The organism is Enemella dayhoffiae (assembly GCF_002250625.1).
Classification (GTDB): domain Bacteria; phylum Actinomycetota; class Actinomycetes; order Propionibacteriales; family Propionibacteriaceae; genus Enemella; species Enemella dayhoffiae.
This window is the reverse complement of the sequence record NZ_NMVQ01000007.1, coordinates 94,929-113,675: the sequence shown is the minus strand read 5'-3', so window position 1 is coordinate 113,675 and position 18,747 is coordinate 94,929. Positions and strand designations below refer to the sequence as shown.

General features: G+C 67.7%; 19 protein-coding genes, 2 tRNA genes and 1 pseudogene. 7 read left to right on the top strand and 15 right to left on the bottom strand.

The window, feature by feature from the left end; all coding sequences use genetic code 11:
- Nucleotides 1-511: 511 nt before the first annotated feature.
- Both CGZ93_RS06255 and CGZ93_RS06250 read right to left on the bottom strand, forming a co-directional pair.
- Nucleotides 512-585 (bottom strand) — tRNA-Lys (locus CGZ93_RS06255).
- Nucleotides 586-621: 36 nt separating this feature from the next.
- Nucleotides 622-990, bottom strand: a complete 369-nt coding sequence (locus CGZ93_RS06250; RefSeq protein ID WP_176451650.1) for a substrate-binding domain-containing protein — start codon at nucleotides 988-990, stop codon at nucleotides 622-624.
- A 632-nt stretch (nucleotides 991-1,622) separates the two neighbouring features.
- On the opposite strand from CGZ93_RS06250, the gene CGZ93_RS06240 reads away from it, so the two are divergent.
- The 3 genes from CGZ93_RS06240 to CGZ93_RS06230 are packed head-to-tail and all read left to right on the top strand — an operon-like array spanning nucleotide 1,623 to nucleotide 4,112.
- Nucleotides 1,623-2,105, top strand: coding sequence for an NfeD family protein (locus CGZ93_RS06240; protein ID WP_094363286.1), 483 nt, complete (start codon nucleotides 1,623-1,625; stop codon nucleotides 2,103-2,105).
- Nucleotides 2,106-2,115: 10 nt separating this feature from the next.
- Nucleotides 2,116-3,414: an SPFH domain-containing protein gene (locus CGZ93_RS06235; protein ID WP_094363285.1), complete on the top strand. Its 1,299-nt coding sequence runs from the start codon at nucleotides 2,116-2,118 to the stop codon at nucleotides 3,412-3,414.
- Nucleotides 3,415-3,431: 17 nt separating this feature from the next.
- Entirely contained in the window at nucleotides 3,432-4,112 is a 681-nt protein-coding gene (locus tag CGZ93_RS06230) for a hypothetical protein (RefSeq protein ID WP_094363284.1), read from the top strand.
- A gap of 118 nt (nucleotides 4,113-4,230) precedes the next feature.
- Here CGZ93_RS06230 and CGZ93_RS06225 read toward each other — a convergent pair whose 3' ends face one another.
- Nucleotides 4,231-4,584: a metallopeptidase family protein gene (locus CGZ93_RS06225; protein ID WP_094363283.1), complete on the bottom strand. Its 354-nt coding sequence runs from the start codon at nucleotides 4,582-4,584 to the stop codon at nucleotides 4,231-4,233.
- 272 nt (nucleotides 4,585-4,856) lie between these two features.
- Here CGZ93_RS06225 and CGZ93_RS06220 point away from each other — a divergent pair, with 272 nt between their 5' ends.
- A complete protein-coding gene (locus CGZ93_RS06220; RefSeq protein WP_141211103.1) occupies nucleotides 4,857-6,215 on the top strand; it encodes an SH3 domain-containing protein in 1,359 nt (452 codons plus the stop codon).
- Between the two features lie 199 nt (nucleotides 6,216-6,414).
- Here the strand turns inward: CGZ93_RS06220 and CGZ93_RS06215 are convergent, their stop codons facing one another.
- Entirely contained in the window at nucleotides 6,415-7,332 is a 918-nt protein-coding gene (locus CGZ93_RS06215; RefSeq protein ID WP_094363281.1) for an SDR family oxidoreductase, read from the bottom strand.
- Between the two features lie 118 nt (nucleotides 7,333-7,450).
- On the opposite strand from CGZ93_RS06215, the pseudogene CGZ93_RS20035 reads away from it, so the two are divergent.
- A pseudogene (locus CGZ93_RS20035) lies at nucleotides 7,451-7,729 on the top strand (integrase core domain-containing protein); the annotation flags it as partial.
- A gap of 160 nt (nucleotides 7,730-7,889) precedes the next feature.
- Here the strand turns inward: CGZ93_RS20035 and CGZ93_RS06205 are convergent.
- The 4 genes from CGZ93_RS06205 to CGZ93_RS06190 form a co-directional block, all read right to left on the bottom strand.
- The gene (locus tag CGZ93_RS06205) at nucleotides 7,890-9,059 is read right to left on the bottom strand and encodes an NAD(P)/FAD-dependent oxidoreductase (RefSeq protein ID WP_229117242.1); all 1,170 of its coding nucleotides are present in this window, start codon (nucleotides 9,057-9,059) and stop codon (nucleotides 7,890-7,892) included.
- Nucleotides 9,060-9,171: 112 nt separating this feature from the next.
- Complete coding sequence (locus CGZ93_RS06200) at nucleotides 9,172-9,468, bottom strand: putative quinol monooxygenase (RefSeq protein ID WP_456073005.1); 297 nt, start codon at nucleotides 9,466-9,468, stop codon at nucleotides 9,172-9,174.
- Nucleotides 9,469-9,470: 2 nt separating this feature from the next.
- Complete coding sequence (locus CGZ93_RS06195; RefSeq protein WP_094363278.1) at nucleotides 9,471-10,040, bottom strand: type 1 glutamine amidotransferase domain-containing protein; 570 nt, start codon at nucleotides 10,038-10,040, stop codon at nucleotides 9,471-9,473.
- A 1-nt stretch (nucleotide 10,041) separates the two neighbouring features.
- Nucleotides 10,042-11,208: a glutathione-independent formaldehyde dehydrogenase gene (locus CGZ93_RS06190; RefSeq protein ID WP_094363277.1), complete on the bottom strand. Its 1,167-nt coding sequence runs from the start codon at nucleotides 11,206-11,208 to the stop codon at nucleotides 10,042-10,044.
- Between the two features lie 524 nt (nucleotides 11,209-11,732).
- On the opposite strand from CGZ93_RS06190, the gene CGZ93_RS06185 reads away from it, so the two are divergent.
- Nucleotides 11,733-12,200 (top strand): hypothetical protein, encoded by a 468-nt coding sequence (locus tag CGZ93_RS06185; protein ID WP_229117241.1) that lies wholly within the window; start codon nucleotides 11,733-11,735, stop codon nucleotides 12,198-12,200.
- On the opposite strand, the gene CGZ93_RS20030 is transcribed toward CGZ93_RS06185, so the two are convergent.
- The 7 genes from CGZ93_RS20030 to CGZ93_RS06150 all read right to left on the bottom strand — a co-directional run bounded on the left by CGZ93_RS20030 (nucleotide 12,145) and on the right by CGZ93_RS06150 (nucleotide 16,635).
- A complete protein-coding gene (locus CGZ93_RS20030) occupies nucleotides 12,145-12,456 on the bottom strand; it encodes a type II toxin-antitoxin system RelE/ParE family toxin (RefSeq protein WP_094363276.1) in 312 nt (103 codons plus the stop codon). The genes CGZ93_RS06185 and CGZ93_RS20030 overlap by 56 nt on opposite strands.
- A complete protein-coding gene (locus tag CGZ93_RS06175) occupies nucleotides 12,456-12,698 on the bottom strand; it encodes a type II toxin-antitoxin system ParD family antitoxin (RefSeq protein ID WP_229117240.1) in 243 nt (80 codons plus the stop codon). Before CGZ93_RS06175 ends, CGZ93_RS20030 begins: the two co-directional genes overlap by 1 nt.
- A gap of 426 nt (nucleotides 12,699-13,124) precedes the next feature.
- Nucleotides 13,125-13,197, bottom strand: a tRNA-Glu gene (locus tag CGZ93_RS06170).
- Between the two features lie 122 nt (nucleotides 13,198-13,319).
- Complete coding sequence (locus tag CGZ93_RS06165) at nucleotides 13,320-14,267, bottom strand: sucrase ferredoxin (protein WP_094363274.1); 948 nt, start codon at nucleotides 14,265-14,267, stop codon at nucleotides 13,320-13,322.
- On the bottom strand, nucleotides 14,264-15,508 hold the full coding sequence (locus tag CGZ93_RS06160) for a cupin domain-containing protein (protein WP_094363273.1): 1,245 nt from the start codon (nucleotides 15,506-15,508) through the stop codon (nucleotides 14,264-14,266). Before CGZ93_RS06160 ends, CGZ93_RS06165 begins: the two co-directional genes overlap by 4 nt.
- A 9-nt stretch (nucleotides 15,509-15,517) precedes the next feature.
- Nucleotides 15,518-15,778, bottom strand: coding sequence for a hypothetical protein (locus tag CGZ93_RS06155; RefSeq protein ID WP_176451649.1), 261 nt, complete (start codon nucleotides 15,776-15,778; stop codon nucleotides 15,518-15,520).
- Nucleotides 15,779-15,873: 95 nt separating this feature from the next.
- Nucleotides 15,874-16,635, bottom strand: a complete 762-nt coding sequence (locus CGZ93_RS06150; protein ID WP_176451648.1) for an HpcH/HpaI aldolase family protein — start codon at nucleotides 16,633-16,635, stop codon at nucleotides 15,874-15,876.
- A gap of 207 nt (nucleotides 16,636-16,842) precedes the next feature.
- Here CGZ93_RS06150 and CGZ93_RS06145 point away from each other — a divergent pair, with 207 nt between their 5' ends.
- On the top strand, nucleotides 16,843-18,735 hold the full coding sequence (locus tag CGZ93_RS06145; RefSeq protein ID WP_141211102.1) for a hypothetical protein: 1,893 nt from the start codon (nucleotides 16,843-16,845) through the stop codon (nucleotides 18,733-18,735).
- Nucleotides 18,736-18,747: the final 12 nt, after the last annotated feature.

Here is an 18,747-nt window from a genome sequence, read left to right as displayed (position 1 = left end):
CGCGGTCCTCGGCATCGCCGGCCGCAGCCGGGCTCGGTGGGCTCATGCCCACCAGTGTGTCGGTCATCATGACTCCTCTCGCCCATCCGGGCGGTAGAGCCACTTACACCGTTCCTGCGACAGTCCCAAGCCACACGAAACCGACGTTCTTCGAGTCTCTGAGGTACTTCTCGAGTTTCCCGATGATGGTGTCGCCTTCGGCAGGGAGATTGCCGAGAATGACTGGCTCCAACCTCATCCTGCGCAGGAGGAGTTCGAGGCCGTCGCGTGAGGTCTTGTCGTGGCCATCCAGGCCGGAGCGAACGTCAAGGTCGTGCAGTCGATGTTGGACCATGCTTCGGCAGCCATGACTGTCGATGTTTACGCGGGCCTGTTCAGCGATGATTTGAACTCAGTTGCCGCTGCCCTCGATGGGTTTGTGCCACATCTGTGCCACATCTCCGAGGAGGATGGGCCTCCAGACCGGGCCGACAAAACGCTGGACAAGTTCTGGTTAGGGGAAACGATGGGGTGCCCCCACTGGGGCTCGAACCCAGGACCCGCGGATTAAAAGTCCGCTGCTCTGACCAACTGAGCTATAGGGGCCCGTCAACTCTAGCGTGGTCAGGTATCGGGATTCACTCAATTCGCCTGGTCGACTGCCGCACGATCAGCTTGGGCGCCAACACCAACGTGGGTGCTGTCGACCGTCGAGCCCTCGGCCCGGGCGAGGGGCTCGGCGGCCCACTCGGCGAGTTCGTGGATCGGCTGCACGATCACGCCGACCTGGGGGTTCACCAGCCGGGCCCAGTGATCGTTGTCCACCCCGATCAGGGCGAGGTCATCGGGCATCCGGTGGCCCAACCGCTGCGCCGCCTGGTACGGCCCGGCGGTCGAGAGCCCGTTCACGCAGAACAGCCCGTCGATGCGCTCATCGGCGAGCAGGCGTTCGGACACCTGCTCGCTGACCTCGACGCGAACGTTGGTGGTGACGACGTGCTCGTCGGCCACCGGGCGGTCAGCCGAGCTGATCGGCGGGAAGCGCCCAGGTGTTGCAGCCGGCGTACCCGGGACCAGACCGACCCGCGGCCGCCCAGCGCGCCTAGGTGTACCCGCTAGTGTGGGGCCATCTCTCCGGCGGTTGGCGCATGGGGCTCCGATCGCCGCTGAGCACGGCCGTGGTCAGGCAGATCGCCTGCCGGTCCACCCGCCGCTGAAAGGTCGGGACACTTCCGAGGTGCAGGTGCAGGGACGCGTCCCAGGTGATCCCGCCGGCCGCTTGCAGATGGTGGGCGAACGCGAACGCGATCGGGTGCTCGTCGACGCTCGGGTCCGGGTCGAACCCGAGCTCGGGCGGCACCCGATAGCCGATCGCCTGCAGATCGGCGCAGTAGCCGAGCTCTCCGCCGACCAGCCGGCCCGGGCAGTAACTGCCCAGCGTCGCCCGTCACCACCTCCAGCAGCACCGCCCTCGGCTGGTGGTGATTGGCCCGCTCGAGCTCGGCCTGGTGGGTCGTCACCAGTCATCCGAGCATGTCCCGCAGGTACGCCACCCACTCGGGGAGGCGGCAGGGACCTGGCGTACGCCGACCACCCGGAGGCTTGGAAGGATCTGGGACAATGGAACCGGAGGAGGTGGCTCGATGGCGGAGTGGTTCGGTCAACACCTCTGGGCGATCTGGCTCTGCCTGGCACTGCTGCTCGGCTCCGCGGAGATGTTCAGCGGTGATCTGATCCTGCTGATGCTCGCTGCAGGCGCCCTCGCCGGGGTAGCCACCTCGTTGATCGCGCCCGGGCTGATCCTCGTCCAGGTCATCGTCGGCGTACTGGTGGCAATCCTCACCATGTTCCTGCTCCGTCCGGTGCTGTTGTCGCGGATGCGCAACAGCGTCGGCTATCGCTCCTCGGTGGACCAGATCGTCGGGTCCGAGGGCGTCGCCACCCGCGAGATCACCGCCGCCGCAGGTGAGGTCAGGGTGCGCGGGGAGACCTGGAGCGCCCGGGCGTACGACCCCGACCTGACCATCGACGCGGGCGAGCCAGTCGACATCTTCGAGGTCGACGGCGTCACCGCACTGGTCCACCCCCGCAACCGTCCCATGCCGGAAATCCCACCCTACAACTGAAAGGCGCCCGATGGAGTTCATCTGGATCCCGATTCTGCTGGTCTTCCTGATCGCACTGCTCACCTCATCGATCAAGGTGATCCGACAGCAACAGGTCGGTCTGGTGGAACGGCTGGGCAAGTTCCACAAGACGCTTGAGCCGGGACTGCACTTCGTGGTGCCGGTCATCGACCGCATCTCCTACAAGATGGACATGCGCGAGAATGTGGTCTCGTTCCCCCCCCAAGGAGTGATCACCGAGGACAACCTGATGGTGGGGATCGACTCGGTCATCTACTTCCAGATCGTCGACCCGGTGCGGGCGGCATACGAGGCGCAGAACTACGAGTCCGCGATCGAGCAGCTCACCATGACCACGCTGCGCAACATCATCGGCGGGCTCGACCTGGAGCGCACCCTCACCTCGCGCGAGGAGATCAACCAGCAGCTGCGTCTGGTGCTCGACGAGGCGACCGGCAAGTGGGGCATCAAGGTCAATCGGGTCGAGCTGCGCTCGATCGAGCCGCCGGCAACCATCCGCGACGCGATGGAGAAGGGGGCCCGCGCCGAGCGGGACAAGCGGGCCCAGATCCTGCTCGCCGAGGGCCAGCGCCAGTCGCAGATCCTGCAGGCCGGCGGTGATCGCGAGTCCGCGATCCTGCGGGCCCAGGGTGAACGCGAGGCCGCGGTGCTGCGCGCCCAGGCCGACCGGCAGTCGGCGATGCTGCGCGCCGAGGGCGAGGCGCAGGCGATCACGACCGTGTTCGGCGCAATCCACGCCGGGGAGCCGGACCAGGCGCTGCTGTCCTACCAATACATGCAGATGCTGCCGAACCTGGCCAAGGGTGACTCGAACAAGATGTGGATCGTGCCCAGCGAGCTGAACGATGCGCTCAAGGGGCTCGGCAACACGGTCAACCAGCTGAACGACGCGATTCCCACCCAGAGCAACACTTCCGGTCGTTTCAAGGCTCCCGAGAAGGTGGACGTGTTCGCCGAGATCCAGCAGCAGAAGTCCGAGGACGAGGAGCGGGCCAAGCGCACCGTCAACGAGGCGGTCGAGGAGGCCCAGGCGCTGGAGAACCCGGCGGCTCGGGCCCGGCGGCACGAGAAGCAGCAGCACCAGCAGCCTGCCGAGGCCCAGCGCGATGCGGACGAGCAGGGCCAGCCGGCACTCGATCGCGGGCCGCAGCAGCCGCCCTACCAGGGACAGCACCAGCAGCCGCATGAGCAGCCTCAGCACCAGGGTCAGCATCAGCAGCAATACCCGCAGGGACAGCCCGGCCCGCAGCACTACCAGCAGCCGCCGAACGAGGGCGGGTGGCGCTGACCCCGGACGGCTGAGCCGTGGAGACCTGGCAGGTCGTGCTCGCCGTGGTGATGGGGCTCGGCACCGCGGTCATCCTGCTCGGCGGGTTCTGGGACCGGGAGCGCCGGTTGCGTCATCAACGCGCCGCGACCCTCCCCCCCGAGCGCCCCATCCCGGGGTTGGCGAGCGACGCGGCACCGCCGAACTACCTCGACCGCGCCTCGGCCATGCGTACGCCCGAGGGCGCCCCTTCGCTCGCCCTGGCGGATCCTGCCCGCGCGGTGCTGCGCTCGCGGATCGCCGCCAGCACGGCGGTCGAGGCTGGGCTGCTCAGTGACGCCTTCGTCACCGACCCGGAGACGGGGTGGGCCGTGGCCGACGACGCTCTGGTGGTGGTCTGCTCCGAACGGGTGGACACCGTGCGCGAGCTGCTGGCCGTGCTGGAGTCGGCGGTGTCTGAGGAACGCCCCCTGGTGGTGGTCGCCCCGCAGCTGCTGCCCGAGGTGCGCGCCACCCTCGAGGTCAACCAGACCCGGCGTACCCTGCGGCTGATCGCGGTGACCGCCGATCACGAGCGCCTCTATCGCCTCGCCGAGTTGAGCGGGGCCACACCGTTGGAGCGCCACGACCTCCAGGCCGGGTACGCCCCAGCGGCCGCCCTCGGCGGCGCGCGCACCTGGGTCTCCTCGGCTCGCCAGACCTGGGTGCTGAACGACTGAGAACGAATTCTCATCACCCGTACGGGCGAATCTCACCTGTGGCTTGAGGCTTTCTGGGCGAGCGATCATCGAGCCCGGGAGGAGCCCGGCCGAGCGGTCCGCGCACGCTGGCCGGGGCTCAGGCGTACCCCAACTCGTGCAGTCGTTCGTCGTCGATCCCGAAGTGGTGCGCGATCTCGTGGACCACCGTGATGTGCACCTCCTCGACCACCTGATCATGGTCCTCGCACATCTCCAGGGTGGGGTTCATGTAGATGAAGATGCGATCGGGAAGCACCATCGTGTAGTCAGTATTTCGTTCCGTCAAAGGGATTCCGTCATAGAGCCCGAGCAGTCCGGGCTCGTCGGCCGGCGGGTCTGGTTCGATGATCACGATGCAGTTGTCGATCAGCGCGACGAGCTCGTCGGGCACCTCGTCGAGGGCGGTCGCCACGAGCTGCTCGAACTCCCCGAAGGTCATCTCCACGGCCATGCAGCGAACCTAACCCAGCCCGCAAATCACAGGTGCGTAGTTTTTCCGGAGATCGCGGCGTGTCGAGTTGCTTCTGTGACAAAAGAGTCTCGATCGCATTGCTGATGAAGCTGATTCGAAACTAAAGTCCTGCGCAGTCTGGGGTGAGTGTGACGGACGGGGTTGCGTAAACCGGGGAAACGGCCAAGGCACCCACCCGAGGACTTCCCGACCCTGGGGAAGGGGCCGGGCCCACTGACGCGATGACCGACGGTCATCGGGGAGGAAACCCTGTGACTGTCCTGCGCAGATTCAGGACAGCGGCCGCACTTGCCGGCGCCGCTGCCCTGCTGTCGACCGGTGGCGTCGTCGCCGCAATCGCCCACGGCAAAGCCGCCGCCGCCGACCCGTTCTCGGTCCGCGCCAACGGCGGGCTGAACGTCCGATCCGGACCTGGCCTGAGCCACCCGATCATCGGCAACCTGCCCAGCGGCGCCCGGATCGATTCGGTCGGCCGCGCCCAGAACGGGTGGATGCCGATCAGCTTCGGTGGGCGGACCGGGTGGGTCTCCGACCTCTACCTGACCGCGCAGGGTGTCGGGCAGACTCCCGCCAACAACGCCGTGCCGAGCGGGTCGGCGTACACCACCGCCGCACTGAACGTGCGGACCGGCGCCGGGATCAGCTATCGCGTGGTCACCGTGCTCGCCAAGGGCGCCCGGGTGCAGACGACCGGTGTCCAGACGAACGGGTACGCCCAGATCGTGCTCGACGGACAGGTGCGCTGGGTGTCCAGCCAGTATCTGTCCGGCAGCGCGGCCCCCGCGCCGACACCGGCGGGCCCCGGCCTGCCCGCGATCACCGGACGGGCCACCGCCACCGCCGAGCTGATGATCCGGACCACTTCCGGCGACGTGTTCCAGGTGATCCGCGACGTCCCGGCCGGGACCGTGCTGCAACTCACCGGCGTCACCGAGAACGGCCGGACCCAGATCGTCTTCGAAGGGGCCGTGCGCTGGGTGAACAGCCTCTACCTCTCCGACAGCGCCACGGTCAGCCGACCAGTGACCGGCGGATTGCCGGCCGTGCGAGGACAGCGGTACGCCACCACCGCGCTCATCCTGCGTTCGGGCTCAGGGGACGTGTTCACCAGCTATGGTGACGCGCCGGCCGGGGCGCGGCTGGACGTGACCGGCGTGGTCGAGAACGGCCGGGCCCAGATCGTCTACAACGGCGCCGTGCGCTGGGTGACCGCGAAATATCTCAGCGACACCGCACCCGGCCCGACCGGCGGCGGGGGCGGCAGTTCGGTGAGCGGGCAGGGTGGCCTGTCCCCGAACGCGCAGCGCGTGCTGGCGCAACTGCAGGGCCGTTTCCCGCAGGTGCGCAGCTACATCGGCGTACGCCCGGACTCCCTACCGGACCACCCGTCGGGTCGCGCCATCGACGCCATGGTCTACAACGACGCCGCGACCGGTCAGGCGATCGCCGACTATGTCCGGGCGAATGCAGCGTCGTTGAACGTGGACTACATCATCTGGAACCAGCGCATCTGGTCGGTGGCACGCTCGTCGGAGGGTTGGCGCTACATGGCCGACCGCGGATCGAACACCGCCAACCACCGCGACCACGTGCACATCACGGTGCGCTGACCTCCCGGGGCCGGCTTCCGGAGCGCTATCTTGCCTCGGTGTCGGGCTGGTGGATACCGAACACGTTGTTTTCGGTGTCGTAGAAATAGCCTGCCAGGCGCGGCCGCGCGATGGACGTCGGCGGCGTGGATCTCGAAGTGGACCACTCTGGTCATGGGCCAAGGGTGACACCGAGGACTGACAGCGCGCCAGAGCAGGGTCAGCCGGGCAAGGCGGTCCCGGTGAGCGACTCGGCGACCGCCCAGAGGGACGCGGCCAGGGTCGGGCCCTTGGCTCTGCGATAGATGGCGGCCTCGCCGGTGGGTCCGACCGATCCGAATCGCCCGGTGGGTCCGTAGTAGCGGCCACTGACCGCCGTCGGGTCCGCTGCGGCGTACAACAGGGGTTCGCTGCCGGTCTCCACCTCCTGACTGGGGACCAGGTCGACCTTGGTCAGCCGCCGCAGCATCGTGTCGCGGCCCGAACCGAGGGCGGCCCCGGCGGCCTGCAGGTTGGTGCGGGTGTAACCGGGGTGGGCGATCGTCGACAGCAGCGGCCAGGAGCGTTCGTCAGCGGCCTTCGCCAGGTGCAACCCCATCAACAGGTTGCCGAGCTTGGACTGGGCGTACGCCAGCGCCGGGCGATAGCGCTGGGACCAGTTCAGGTCACGGAAGCGGATCGAACCGAATCCGGCGACCGCGCTCGACATGGTGGCCACCCGCGGCCGCTCCGACTCGAGCAGCAGCGGCAGCATCAGGTTCGTCAGTGCGAACGGTCCGAGGAAGTTGGTCCCCCACTGCAGCTCGAACCCGTCCCTGGTGAGCAACCGGTCCGGTGGGGCCATCACCCCGGCGTTGTTGACCAGCGTGTGCACCGGTCGGCCGTCGGCCCGGAGGTCCTCGGCGAACCGACGTACGCTGGCCAGATCCGCCAGATCGAGTTGGCGGATCTCCAACCTTGCCTGGGGAACCAGCCGCACGATCTCGTCGTGGGCGACGAGCGCCCGTTCGTGGGAGCGGCAGGCCAGCACCACCTCGGCCCCGGCCGCCGCCAGTCGCTTGGCGGCCTCCTTACCGGTACCGCTGTTGGCACCGGTGACGACGATTCGGCGGCCGGTCTGATCCGGGACGTTGTACATGGGTCATTGATAGCACCGGCTCTGATGGGGCCGACCGGCGGTGGTCTGATCCGGCACCTCGCACGGATGATCACCACCGTGCCGCTCAGCCCTAGTTGGACTGGCCTGACCCCGGTTCGGCGAGCCGTGGCGCAACGGCTACGTCGAGTCGTTCAACTCCCGGATCCGCGACGAGTGCCTCAACATCACCATCTTCTGGTCCCTGGCACAGGCCCGGGTCGTGATCGCCGACTGGAAGGAGGACTACACCAGACCCTCGCGGGTGGCCGAGCTGACCCGCACCGCCGTACACGATGCCGTGCAGCCGGATCGCGTCGGAGGAGCCAGCCGGTACGAGCTGGTTGTCTCCGGTCAAGGCAAGGCGTCGTGGAAGAACAGGCCGACCGTACGACGGTGAACGCGGGGCTTGGCGGTGAAAGCGGGCTTCCTTTCCCGCTTTCACCGGCAAAGCCCGCTTTTGGGAGGCACGAGCAGCCATTCGAAGCGTGTCGGGTAGATCCGCTCACTCCGGGGGGCCGCATGATTCACCCCAGCTGGCTGAGGGCGGCACCCGTGGGTCACATCTGCTGGTCCTGGGCCTCGCCGAGGCGCGCTTCGGGCGTGAGCTCGGCGGAGAGACCGCCGCCGGTCGCAGCCCGGGCGAGGGCGCGGCCCAGCGATGGTGCCTGCTTGAACAAATTGTGCCCGGCCACGAAGAAGACAGAGCCTGCCTCCCACACGGCCACGCCGTCCTCACTCCACGGGAGGTCGGTCACCCAGCAGTGGAGGAAGTCGCGCGGCTCTGGGTGGAGGCCGGGCAGCGCCCGTGCCACGTAGTCGCGTGCGCGTTCGTCCAGTGATCGAATGGCCGCAGGGTCGATGAAGGTTCCGTCGTTGCGGACGCCGACGGTCTCGCTGAGTCCGACGGAGTAACTGCTGTTGCCCGGTAGTGGCGTCGCGTAGACGCCGACTTCGCCGAAGACGCCGCTGCTGTCCTGCAGGCACGCGACTCGTGCCGGGGCGGTGGCTTTCACGTCGAAGGTCAGGCGTACGTGTGCGGCGAGGCGAACCGGCAGCGACAGGCCGATGCTGCGTGCCAGGCGGGCGGTTTCGCGGCCGGCGCACACGACCACCTTGGAGTAGGCAGCCCGGTCGGTGACGCTGCGCACCTCGACCGTCCCATTGGTGCGGGGTTCGATGGAGATCACTTCTCCGGTGGTGACGGCGTCTCCGAGGGCACCGACGAGTGCCCTGATCGCGGCGCGGGTGCGGATCGCGCCGCCGGACTCGTCGAGCACCGCTGGCCCCGAGTACTCCGCAAGCAGCGGCATTCGCTGGGCGACCCCGGCTGGATCGAGCTCGTGCGCTTGCACGCCGCCGACCTGGTCGAGCACACGGAGCCGTGCCAGTGCGCTGTCGCCGATCGCCACGACACCGTCTGATGAGATCAGCTCGACGCCGAAGTGGTCAGCCCACTCATCCCACACGCCGCGGCTCTCTCGCGCGAACGCCACGAGCCGCGGGTCGTCGTGAGCATGCCGGAAGATCCGCGACTCGCCTGCGGACTGACCCGTGCCGGGCAGACCGGCCTCATACAGGCGCACCGGTACGCCCTGCTCTCGCAGCGCGTACGCCGTGGACAGGCCGACGATCCCTCCCCCGATCACTGCCACCTCGGGTGATCGCGTCGTGGCGGCGCCGTTGTCAGGTTTCGTCAACGAGGTTCCCTTGTCTATCTGTTGGGACATGCGATAGGCACAAGAGAAGGGGCCGCTGCGACGCCGTCAGCGGGCTGGGCAAGCCCGAAGTTGGCGTGTGCAGCGACCCCTCCTCTCTGGCCAGTACTCCCGGTCTGTGGTGTCAGGCGGGGAGCTTGGTGGCCAGTACGTCGAGCTTCTCGATCGTGGGTTCGGAGAACAACGTGCCGGTCTGCTCGCCAAGAGCTACCGCTACGGGGCCGGACAGGTGGGCGTCACGTCCGGCGTCATCGGGGAATACGTCGAAGATCCCGAACGAGGACGGCCCGAGGCGGATCGCGAACCACGCGGTGGTCGCCTGCTCTTCCTCGACAAGCGCACGACCGCTGTCAAGGAACTCCCTCACGTCGTCCTCCTTCCCGGGCAACGCGTCAAACCTGACCAGCAGTCCCTTGGTCACACTCATGACTTCTCTTCTTCCTGTTTCGGGGTGCCCGCGAGTTGGGACACTATTGCGTCGGAGAACGCAGACAGGTCCTCCGGCGAACGGCTGGTGATGAGATTTTTGTCGACCACCACGTCTTGGTCGACGACGTCGGCGCCGGCGTTGCGCAGGTCCGTGCGAATGCTCGGGAACGACGTCAGGGTACGACCGGTAACCACGCCGGCCTCGATCAGCGTCCACGGCCCGTGACAGATCGCCGCCACTGGCTTGCCGCTCTCGACGAAGTCGCGGACGAAGGAAACGGCGTCCTTGTCGACCCGGAGCTGGTCGGGGTTAACCGTGCCGCCGGGCAGCAGCAGGGCGTCGTAGTCGCCCACCGAGGCGTCGGCGACCAGCCCGTCGACAGTGAACGTGCCCGCTTCATCCAGGTCGTTCTCACGGGCCTTGATCTCGCCGTCGTGGATCGAGAGGACCTCGGTCCGAGCGCCGGCCCGGTCCAGTGCCTCTCGGGGCTGCTCAAGTTCGACGCGCTCGACCCCGTCCGCGGCGAGAATCGCGACCCTCCTGCCCTGCAGATCCGCTGCCATATTAGCTCGCCTTCTTTCCGCTCGACATGCCGGGCTTGATGACGACCTTGGTCCAACCCTCAGACCTGGCGTCGAAGTTCCTGTAGGCGTCGGCAGCCTGCTCCAGCGAGATCTCGTGGGAGACGATCCAGGACGGCTTCGCCTTGTCAGCCGCAATCAGATCCCGCAGCCGGCGGTTGTACCGCTTGACCGGGGCTTGACCGGTTCCCATGGTCTGCCCCTTCAACCAGTGCATGCCGAAGTCGATTGCCGCCTTGCCCTGCTTGGCCAAGTCGCTCTTGGCCCCTGGATCCTGAGGAATGAACACGCCGACGGTGCCGATCCCGCCGGTGAAACGAACCGCGTTGATGAGCATGTTCAAGGTGGCAGCAGTGTCTTCGTTGCCCTGAGGATCGTGTGCCTGATAGCCCACGCACTCGCAGCCACGGTCGGCACCGAGTCCCATCGTCTCGTCCAACACAGCCTGCACAGGATCGGTCTTGGAGTCGTCGATGGCGATCGCCCCGATCTGCTCGGCCAGCGCGAGCCGGTCGGGGTGGCGATCGACCACCATCACCTTCGAGGCGCCCTTGATCGTCGCGGACAGGGCAGCCATCAGCCCCACCGGTCCGGCCCCGGCGATCACGACGCTGTCGCCCGGGATCACGCCAGCCATCTCGGTGGCGTGGTAACCGGTGGGGAAGATGTCGGAGAGCATGACGTAGTCGTTCTCCTTCTCCTGCGCGTCCTCACCCAGGCGCAGCGCGTTGTGGTCGCCGAAGGGCACCCGGAGCAGCTCCGCCTGCCCGCCGCCGTACGGGCCCATGTCTGCGAACCCGTAAGCCGCACCGGCGAACGACGGCTCCGGCTGCGTCGTCAGGCAGTAATTCGTGAGCCCGCGCTCGCAGTTCTTGCAGAACCCGCACGAGATATTGAACGGCAGCACGACCCGGTCGCCCACCTTGACCTTCTCCACGCCCTGACCGACCTCAACCACCTCGCCCATGTTCTCGTGACCGAACGTCCGGCCCTTTTCGAAAGAGGTCCGCCCCTCATACATGTGCAGGTCCGAGCCGCAGATGTTGGTGGTCGTAACCTTGACCAGTACGTCGGTGGGTCGCTCGATCTTCGCGTCCGGAACATCCGTGACCGCGACATCGCGAGGTCCCTGATAGACCACAGCCTTCATGGTGAGTCTCCAATCGTCGTGCGTGGCGAACTTCCAACCTCTTCACACTCACAGTGGGACGTCGGTGAGTCAAGTGAGAGTGTCCCGCGTCAAGATTTGGCAGGATTTCCTTGGTTCGAAAGGCGGTGTTCTCCGGTCGGCCCAGCCGAGGTGGACCTCCTTGGGCCGGTTCCAGTCGATGGCCTCGTGTGCAACTTCTGGCGCGCGCGGTTCTTACCCAACTAGACGTCGCCCAACGCGTGAAGTTGAGTCCCCGATAGCGTTACCCACGACCGACGTGAGCGAGTTGACGGCCGGCCATCTTCAATCGGCTCGTCGTGAGCGATGCGATGGATCGAGCCCGCCGCGCAGAACTCTCAGGAAGTGTGTCAAAAGTGTGTAACAGCGCCCCTGATTCTCGAAAGGATTGTGTCAAAAAGTGTGTAACAGAAGACGCTCGATGTTCGATTGATCCGGCGCAGCTGAATGCCTCGTCGAAACCACCCAAGGTTCACTAATTTGCCGCTGACCTCAGGTGGAACACGATGACCGCAACAACCACCACTCTGTGGCGCCCTTGCAACGATGCCGAGTTGGCGATCGTGGCAGAGAGCGGCTGGCAGCGGTGTCCACCTCGCTTGGACTGGCAACCGATCTTCTATCCGGTCCTGAACGAGGACTATGCGACGGAGTTGGCCCAGGAGATTCAGGTGCCAGCCCACGGCGTGGGCCATGTCACCCGATTCGAAGTCGAGACCAGCTACCTCGACCGTTACGACGTGCAGCGAGTCGGCGGCGACACGATCCTCGAGTATTGGATCCCGGCCGAGGACTTGGAGGAGTTCAACGACCACATCGTCGGGCTGATCAGGGTCGTTGCCACACATCGCGGTGACCCCGACACACCGATGCGTGCGCGAATGCCACCAGACCGCGGAACGTTGCTGGGACTCGGGTTCATGAGTCGCCCAGAAGCGACTCATAGTCCTGGCCCCCAGCAAAGATCCCGATGACGGTCAGAGTGCCGGCGCTGTCATCGACCACAAAAGCGACCATCACCCGCTTGCGGAAACTCGTGACCCGCAGGCCCTGGCGAATGTCATCCCGACTCGTACCCCGATGCGGAAACACCCCCAGGCCCTCGCAATAGGCAATGATCGAGTCCACGTACTGAGCAGCTATCTCAGGTGCACTCGCCGCCGCGACATAGCGACGCAGAGCGACGAGTTGGTCGGTTGCCTCGGGTGCGAATGAGACCGTGACCGCCACTATCCAGCATCCTGCGCCAGTCGAGCACGCACCTGATCTGCGGTCATAGCGCGCGCGGGATCCTCGACAAGCCGGTCGTACGCCGGACCGACCTGATCATGCAGCCACGCCTCGACCGCTCGGTCGCGTGCCGCCAGAGCGCGCAAGCCCTCACGAATGACCTCGCTCTCCGAGGCGTATTCCCCCGAGGAAACTCGGGCGCGGACCATGTCTGCCATCTCGTTGGGCAGGGTCACGCTCATTTGCCTGGTCGTCCGCATGGTCAGCCTCCTACGGGTAGGATTCAATCCTACTCTAAGAGGGCGATCCATCGCGGCGGAGCCGCAGTGACGCCCATAGAACCTGCTGAGAGCGAGTGTGATTATGAGCATTCGGCTTGTCGAGATCTGGCGCCACTCCGACTAGTGTGACGCAATAGTCGACTTAGGGGTGCGGGGCCGATGTGAAGGTCGTCCAGCAGATGCTGGGACACAAGTCGGCGACCCTGACGCTGGACAACTATGGGCACCTGTTCGGGGACCGGCTGGACGAGCGATGCGATGGACCGCGCCCGCCGCGCAGAACTCTCAGGAAATGTGTCAAAAGTGTGTAACAGCGGCCCTGATTCGACCAGAATTGACGCCGAGGTGATTTCCATCTCCCCTGGTCAGGACCAGTTTGATCATGAGTATCCCCTACGGGATTCGAACCCGCGCTGCCGCCTTGAAAGGGCGGTGTCCTAGGCCGCTAGACGAAGGGGACCCGTCCGGGCGTACTCCACCGCGGACCGGACCAGCATAGGGCAGTTGCCGCGGGCCCACCAACGCAATCCCCTGGGCTTCGACTTGCTCGTTCCTCGCCGCTCAGCCAACGTGGGCGACTCCTCAGTCCACCGCCGCCAGGGGCCGCAAGTCGTCGACGACGGCCAGCAGCATCCGTTTCGGCAGGTCGGCCTTGCAGGTCAGGAAATCCGCCTCAGTGACCCGCTGGTGGCCGGTCACCTCGACCAGGACCTCGTCGACGTCGAGCACGACCCGCCACTGCTCCCCGTCCGATTCCTCGGAGATCGGGTGCACCTGGTCCCAACGCAGCGGTCCCATCTGCCGGTATGCCGCCACCGCGGCCGCCTGCGCCCAGGCCGGGTGGCCGGTCGGCCCACGCAACTGGGTGGGGTCGACCCGACCGGCTACATGAGCCCGCACGATCGCCTCCACCGACTCCGGATCGATCCCGCCATAACAGGCACCGTCCGGAAGCAGGAGCAGATTACCGGCGAACCGGTCCCCGCCGGTGTGCGTGCACTCCCAGGTCGCCTCGGGCCACAGCTCGGCCGCTCGTGCCGCGACCGGACGGCCCCGGGTGGCGCAGCAGACGTCCTTGCGGCCGTGGGTGCACACCATCAACAGCTCCGGCTCCCCCGGACTCACCTTGACCGGCTCGAGCTCGTTCAGCTCAGGGTTCGCCCCGGCGAACAGTTCCGCCGCGCGCAGCACATCGGCGTCGGAGTCGGCGACCCCCCAGCGGACCCGTCGCGGCGCAAGAGGATCCACCACACACCACCGCCGCCGGCCACCCCCGGTCACGGTGTCGCGCCCGTGCCCCGGTCGGCGGATCAGCATCAGCCGGGCCTCGGCCAGGTTCAACACCCCCTGCAGCAGGTCCTTCATCGGCGCCGCCACGTCCAGCCCCGCCCACGCGGTCGCACCCCAACCGCCCGGCTGCTCGACCAAAAACCAGCGCCGCGCTGGCGGTGCGGTACCGACGAGCTGATCACCCCGGGCACGGGCCGCCGTGGAGCAGGCGAAATCGGCGGGTCGTTTTGGAGAGCTCATCGATCCTCCCCGATCTGCGCCAAGCCGTGTCGGACGAGCATACGCAGCCCGTTCAGGTCAGCTCCGCTCACCCCGTACAGCTCCTCGACGGTGGCGGGTCCCTGCTCCAGTCGTCGGAGCGCCCGGGCCACCGAATCTGGCAGCACACACTGCCCCGCCCGTGACTCCGCCCGCCAGTCACCATCTCCGGCCGACTCCAGCCGCAGCATCAGCCCGGGCCGCAGCCGCAACCGATTCGCCGGCGCCAAGGATTCGGCCGCGGACAGGGTCGCGAACGGGGCAACCGCGGCAGGGCGCTGCGTGCGGGCGGCCCGGCGCCCCAGCACCTCGGCGACCTCTTCGGCTGACACCTCGGCCAAGGTCTCCAGCAGCCGCCGGCGTACCAGCTCCAGCTCGGCCTCGATCCCGGCCGCCTCACCAACAGCGACTCCCGGAGCCAGCGACCGCCGCAGTTCCGGATCCTCGCGAAGCCGGGCGGTCGCCGCGTCGACCAGTTCGGTCGCCAGCGCCTGCGGCGTCCAGTTGTGTACGCCGACGGTCAGGTGGGCGGCCAGACCGCCGGTGGCCCGCGCCGCGTGGACGAAACCGCGGGGCAGATAGAGACAATCACCCGGCTCCAGCACCACCCGCAGCAGAGGCTCCTCGATCCCCCGCGCCCGCACCTCGTCCGCCCGATCGGTCCAGGGCTGGTCGCGCAGCGGGTGCTGCAGCACCGGCTCGTGCACCACCCACTCCTTGCGGCCGTGCAGGTGCAGCACGAACACGTCGTGCACGTCGTAGTGATGGCTGAACCCCTGCTGTCGATCCGGGGTGAGATAGCAGTTCACCTGCACCGGGTGCCCCAGCTCGGCGACCAGGTCGTCCACGAACCGGCGTACCGGCGGCCAGGTCCGGTGCAGCGCCTGCAGCACCAGGGTCGCGCCGGAGTCGAGCTGTCGGCGTACCCTGTCCTCGTCGACCTGATCGGCGATCCCCGCCCCTGCTCCCCCACCCGCGGTGAAATCCTTCTCCGGCAGGGTTTTCCCGTCCTTGGCCATCCGCACGAACGGGGTACGCAGTCCCCGATCGGCGATCAGTTCGTCGGCGGCGGCCAGCGAGAACAGCTCCCCGAAGTCCCCGCCCCCGCGCTCCTGGCGTCGCGCCAGCAATGGCGAACGGCCCCAGAACCGTTCCGCGAAATCCGCGGCGGTGTGCCCGGTCAGCCGGGCGAGCACCGAGGTCTGGGGCCGTTCGTCGTTCACTGCGTGGTTTCAGTTGGCGCCGGAGTCGGCACCACCATCGGCCCCACCGTCACCGGCAGCACCGCTCTCGGCGCCACCGTCGGCCCCACCGTCACCGCCGGCAGCGCCGTCCGCGCCGCCATCACCGGCCGCACCATCCGCGCCGCCGTCGTTGGCGGCCGCGCCCTGGCTCCTCTCGGCACCGCCGTCGGCGCCACCGTCTCCACCGGCGCCCGCGTGGCCGTCGGAGCCCATCGCCTGGTCCTTGTCCTCGTTAGCGAAGTCCGTCACTGCACATCTCCCTCGGATCTGGATGGATGCGGCGAACTGCCGCAGACCTCAGTCTTCTCCCCGATGTCGACACCGCGCAAGGGTCAGTTTTCGGATCAGTAGCCGGTCCGTCCCCGCTCCTGTCCGGCGGCCTGTCGGAACCCGTGGGTGAGCACGTCGAAGTCGGTGGTGGCGGTGACCAACCGGAACCCGAGACCGGCCCATTCGGCAACCGGCGCCGAGGTGCCGTGGATCCCGGGCACCACCCCGTGCGCGCTGGCGGTCTCCGCAATCCGTTCCAGCGTCGGCATCAGGTCGCGGATCGCCTCCGGGGTCGGCGTCCCCCCGAGGCTGATCGACAGGTCGAACGGCCCCACATAGATCGCGTCCAGCCCCGGTACCGCGCAGATCTCCGCAGCCTTGTCCAGGCCCGCCCGGGTCTCGATCATCGGGATCACCAGCACCCGCTCGCTGGCGGTGTCGGCATAGTCCAGGCCATAACGCACCATCGCCCCGATCGGACCATAGCTGCGCTCCCCCTCCGGCACGTAGCGGCACGCGGTGACGGCCTCCTCGGCCTGGGCAGCTGACTCGATCCCGGGCACCACGATGCCCATCGCCCCGGCGTCCAGGGCGCGCCCGATCAGCCCCTTGTCCAGCGACGGTACGCGGACGATCGCGGTCGCCTTGCCGGGTTGCAGGGCGCGGATGGCGGCGACCATCTGCTGGTGGTCCATCATCCCGTGCTGCATGTCGATGCAGACGAAGTCGAACAGCGCGGCGATCGACTCGATCACCACCGGGTCCAGCCTGGTGAACAGGAAGGCGCCGATCGCCGGCCGCCCCTCGTCCCACGCCTCACGCACCCGCAACGCCATCTCGTGCCCTCTCCTGCTCAGCCCGCCGCTGCACTGCCTCCGGCGTTCGCCGGCAGCGGTGCGACGAGACCGAACCCTCATCCTCCCCGGGTACGCCGACCCTCGCCAGTCCGCGTACCGCTGGACGGTCCGGAGCACCGCCCAGCGTGTCGGCCGCCACGTTGTCGATGCACCGGATCGCTGTTTCGGATGGATACGATGGCCGACATGCCCACGCCGGAGGACTTGTCGACTCAGGACACGTCCCCCGCCGCGAAACAGTCCACGAAGCCCGGCACCGACGCCTCGGGACCCCCCGCGAAGGGGCGCGACAATCACGATGGCAGGGGCAGCGGCGACGGCGTACCCGGCTCCCACCTGGGCCGCGCCTGGTTGGCCCTGCGGATGGTCTTCACCCCCAACCACGTGGCGCTGGCCGCGCCGATCCTGATGGTGGCCTATCTGGGTTGGCAGCAGCGCTGGGTCTCCGACGACGGCTGGATCAACATCCGGGTGGTCGATCAGGTGCTGGGCGGCAACGGGCCGGTGTTCAACTTCGGAGAGCGGGTCGAGGTGACCACGTCGACGATCTGGTTCTGGATGCTGTTGGCCGGGGCCCGGATCCTGCCCGGGACCGAGGCTCAGATCACCGGGGTGGTGGTGGGGTGGTTGCTCACCCTGCTCGGCATGGTGACCGCCACGGTGGGCGCCACCCGACTCTTCCGCGACCGCGGGAAGACGATGCTGCTGCCGGTCGGCACCCTGGCCATGGCGGCCATTCCGCCGTTCTGGGATTTCGCCACCTCGGGCCTGGAAACCGGTCTGTCGTTCTGCTGGCTGGGGGTCTGCTTCTGGTTGCTCACTCGGCGGATCGGATCCGATCGCCCGGTGTTGCGGCTCCGGCCGCTGCGCCGATGGCCCTTCGTGGCCGCGGCGTGGATCGCTCTCGGGCCGCTGATCCGCCCGGACTTCGGGCTGTATTCGGTGGCCTTCGCGCTGGCCCTGCTGGCGACCGACTTCCGCGGCTGGTGGCGCTGGATCATCTGCTTCACCGTGGGTGCCCTGCCGCTGGTCATCTACCAGATCTGGCGGATGGGCTACTACGCCAGCCTGGTTCCCAACACTGCGCTGGCCAAGGATGCCGGGACTGCGCGGTGGGACCAGGGCCTGATCTATCTGATCGACTATGCCGGCCTCTACACCCTGCTGGCACCGATGCTGATCTGCCTGATCGGGAGTTATCTGCACCTGTTCGACGCCTGCCGGGCCCGGGACTTCGGCCGGGCCGCGGTCGTCCTGGCTCCCGTCCTCGCCGGCCTCGCCCACGGCCTCTACATCGTGCGGGTGGGCGGGGACTTCATGCACGCCCGCTTCCTGCTCCCCGACACCTGGGCGGTGATGCTGCCGCTGGCGGTGATCGGGGTCGGCCGGATCCGCCGTGAGGCGGTGCTGACCACGGTGGCGTTCGTGGCCGGCTGGGCCGTCGCGGTGGCCGGGGGAACGCGGATGCCCTACGAGGGGATCGGGCCCGACGGCATCTCCAACGAGCGAGGCTACTACGCGGCACTGACCACCCGGCACAAACTGGTTACCCGAAACGACTGGTTGGGCAACCCGTTCGCCCGGGGTGGTCTGCTCGCGAAGTGGGACTTCGAGGCGGGCTGGAGCTACTACGAGACCGGTGACGAACGGATGCCTTCGCGCACCGGAAGCGGCGTCTATGTCGCGCACTACAACATGGGCATTCTGGCGGTGCTGGCCGGCAACAATGTGGTGATCGTGGACAAGTTGGCGTTGGCCGACCCGGTGACCTCGCACAGTGTGGTCGACCCCCGACTGCGGGACCCCAAGGAACGGGTCGGGCACGAGCCACGCCCGGAGGCCTGGCGTACCGCCCGCTATGCGGCCGCACGTCCGGACGAGCCGCCGTCGGTCGAGCACGCCCGGCACGCCCTGAACTGCGGTGACCTGGCGCTGCTGCAGCTGGCCATCTCCGAGCCGTTGACCCCGGAGCGGTTCTGGGCAAATGTCGCCCTGGCACCGCGATTGACCAGCTTCACCTTCCCCGCCGACCCGGCGGAGGCGCGCAAGGCGCTGTGCGGGTGGCAGCCGGGCTGGTGAGAGGCCGCGGCC